The sequence below is a fragment of the Mycobacterium sp. 852002-30065_SCH5024008 genome, from assembly GCF_001665645.1.
In the GTDB taxonomy this organism is placed as follows: Bacteria; Actinomycetota; Actinomycetes; order Mycobacteriales; family Mycobacteriaceae; genus Mycobacterium; species Mycobacterium paraffinicum.
In genome coordinates this window covers 1-1,932 of record NZ_LZSZ01000129.1, presented here as the reverse complement: position 1 = coordinate 1,932, position 1,932 = coordinate 1, and the positions used below count along the sequence as shown (strand labels likewise).

4 protein-coding genes and 1 pseudogene are annotated in these 1,932 nt (G+C 60.1%); 2 read left to right on the top strand and 3 right to left on the bottom strand.

Going from position 1 to position 1,932, the window contains the following annotated elements:
* The first annotated feature begins 34 nt into the window (after positions 1–34).
* On the top strand, positions 35–223 hold the full coding sequence (locus A5781_RS16645; protein WP_067208417.1) for a hypothetical protein: 189 nt from the start codon (positions 35–37) through the stop codon (positions 221–223).
* 62 nt (positions 224–285) lie between these two features.
* Positions 286–585, top strand: coding sequence for a hypothetical protein (locus A5781_RS25115; RefSeq protein WP_082939392.1), 300 nt, complete (start codon positions 286–288; stop codon positions 583–585).
* Between the two features lie 79 nt (positions 586–664).
* Here the strand turns inward: A5781_RS25115 and A5781_RS16640 are convergent, their stop codons facing one another.
* The 3 genes and pseudogenes from A5781_RS16640 to A5781_RS25905 all read right to left on the bottom strand — a co-directional run.
* Positions 665–1,165 (bottom strand): hypothetical protein, encoded by a 501-nt coding sequence (locus A5781_RS16640; protein ID WP_067208414.1) that lies wholly within the window; start codon positions 1,163–1,165, stop codon positions 665–667.
* A gap of 104 nt (positions 1,166–1,269) precedes the next feature.
* Positions 1,270–1,461, bottom strand: a complete 192-nt coding sequence (locus tag A5781_RS16635) for a hypothetical protein (RefSeq protein WP_066950207.1) — start codon at positions 1,459–1,461, stop codon at positions 1,270–1,272.
* Positions 1,462–1,677: 216 nt separating this feature from the next.
* Positions 1,678–1,932 (bottom strand): annotated as a pseudogene (locus tag A5781_RS25905) (hypothetical protein); the annotation flags it as partial.

Genomic DNA, 1,932 nt, shown 5'->3' with positions numbered 1-1,932 from the left:
TCCCAGGACAGGCCACGACAGGGAGAATGTGCGCGTGAAGACGAACTCCGGCTACGCCCGGGCCCTCTACACACTGATGGCTGTGCTATTCCTGGCCCTCTTCGTGCTGAATGTCTGCACCCAAGGCACGACGCTGGGCCTGATCAGTACCGGAGGCCTCGCCGTGTTGATGGGCTACCTCGCCTACCGGGCCTGGTTCGGCAAGCGCCAGATAAACCAGTAGTCAACAGGCTGATGTCTAAATTCAGGTCTTCCGCGAACGCGCGAACGCGGCGATAATGCAGCATGCGTTTCATCTATGTCGCTGCGGCGGTCGGCATGGCCATCGTCGTGCCGATTGGGGCGTCGCCGGCTCACGCTGACACGGGCGTCAATGGTTACGTTCAATGCATAGGCGGCGATGCGAAGCCCCCGCCGCCGGGCGTGAGTGCAGAAGATTGGTTTCCCAGCGTTCATGTCATAGCGACGGATCTCGATGGTGGAATTCCCTCCAACCAAGTAGCGGCAAGATTAGTGGAAATGGGCGTCGCGCCGAACGACGCGGTTAAGCGAGTGCAGTGCTTCATGGCCAACCGGCCGCACTAGCGCCCCCGAAATCACCGGACAGCGCAGCTAATTTTTTGAAATACGCTATGCGCCAACGTTTTATATCCGAACCTGGATTTCACACGCGCTCGGCCTTCATGTCCATGTCGATGGTGCCCTGGCACGCCCCGCTCAAGATGTCGGTGTGCATGATCCCGTCAAGCGACCCGTCGGGTTGGGGCGTGTAGCGCACAGTGGCTCGCGCCGGATTCCATTGGATCGTCGTGTCGGGCATCATGCAATCCCACTGAAAATCGTTGGTCTGTGACCAGGCCGTTCCATCCCACGTGAATTGAACCGGCTGCGGAACCGTCGGGTTGCTTGGCGGAGGGCCACTGACGATTGTGGCGACGCACTTTCCGTTCGTGCAGCTCGAGCGGAGACCGTAGGTCTCGGTGTGCTGCACCTCAGGGTTGCCGACCGCCATGCTGGTCCCGGCCTTCGGCCCAACCATGAATGTGATCGCGTACTGGCCGTTCCAGGACGGGTTGTCGGCGAAGGCAGTCGGGGAAAGTGACAGGGCGATCGGGAGCGACGCCGCGCATAAACCGACGAAGATTTTCAAGCTGACCGAGGCCATCGTTTCTCCTCCGAGTCCCTGACCATTTCCCCAATGGTCGTACCCAGAGCTATCGGCGACAAGCTTTTCGGCCGATTGCTTCGACGTCCCCGTTGGTCCTCGCCTTACCAACCCCACTCGTCAGGATTCAGGACATCCACCGTGAGATCGTTGTCCGCGGGGGCTTTGGTCCCGTAGGCAAAAGTGAGCAGGGTGCGGCCGTCGTCAAGCGGTTCAGTCGCGACGACGGTGGCATGTCCGATCTTCATCCGGATCTTGTCCCCGGGCTCCAATTCGTCGACGCGTTTCAGCGGCATGCTCGACCCATCAGCAGCAGTGAAACGGCGAATCCTGCGTATACCGTGGTCATCACCGCCATCCTCCCACGGCCTGCAGGGCGCCCACGGCCACGCGCGGAAAGCTTGTGCAGCTAGGAGATTGGAAGGCCCTGACCCGTCGGTGACCTTCGCTTTTCCCGGCGCGCATCCCTCAGTTCTCTAGGTCGGAGATGGGCTCGCAGCGTCTAGCGGCACCTAATCCGAGGACTTGTCGGAGTCTTCGTCGTCATCGGACTCGTCTTCGTCTTCGTCGTCGTCGTCTTCGTCTTCGTCGTCGGAGTCCTTCGACTCCTTGGAGTCCTTGTCCTTCGACTCCTTGGAATCCTTGTCCTTGGAGTCCTTGTCCTTGGAGTCCTTATCCTTCGACTTCTTGTCCTTCGAGTCCTTGTCCTCGTCGGAATCCTCGGACTTGTCGGAGCGGTCGAGCTTGTCGGCGAATTTCGTCAAGAG

Excerpts from the sequence above, each read along its gene's own strand:
- A5781_RS16640 (WP_067208414.1), bottom strand. The coding sequence starts at position 1,165 with ATGGCCTCGGTCAGCTTGAAAATCTTCGTCGGTTTATGCGCGGCGTCG.
- A5781_RS25115 (WP_082939392.1), top strand. The coding sequence starts at position 286 with ATGCGTTTCATCTATGTCGCTGCGGCGGTCGGCATGGCCATCGTCGTG.
- A5781_RS16635 (WP_066950207.1), bottom strand. The coding sequence starts at position 1,461 with ATGCCGCTGAAACGCGTCGACGAATTGGAGCCCGGGGACAAGATCCGG.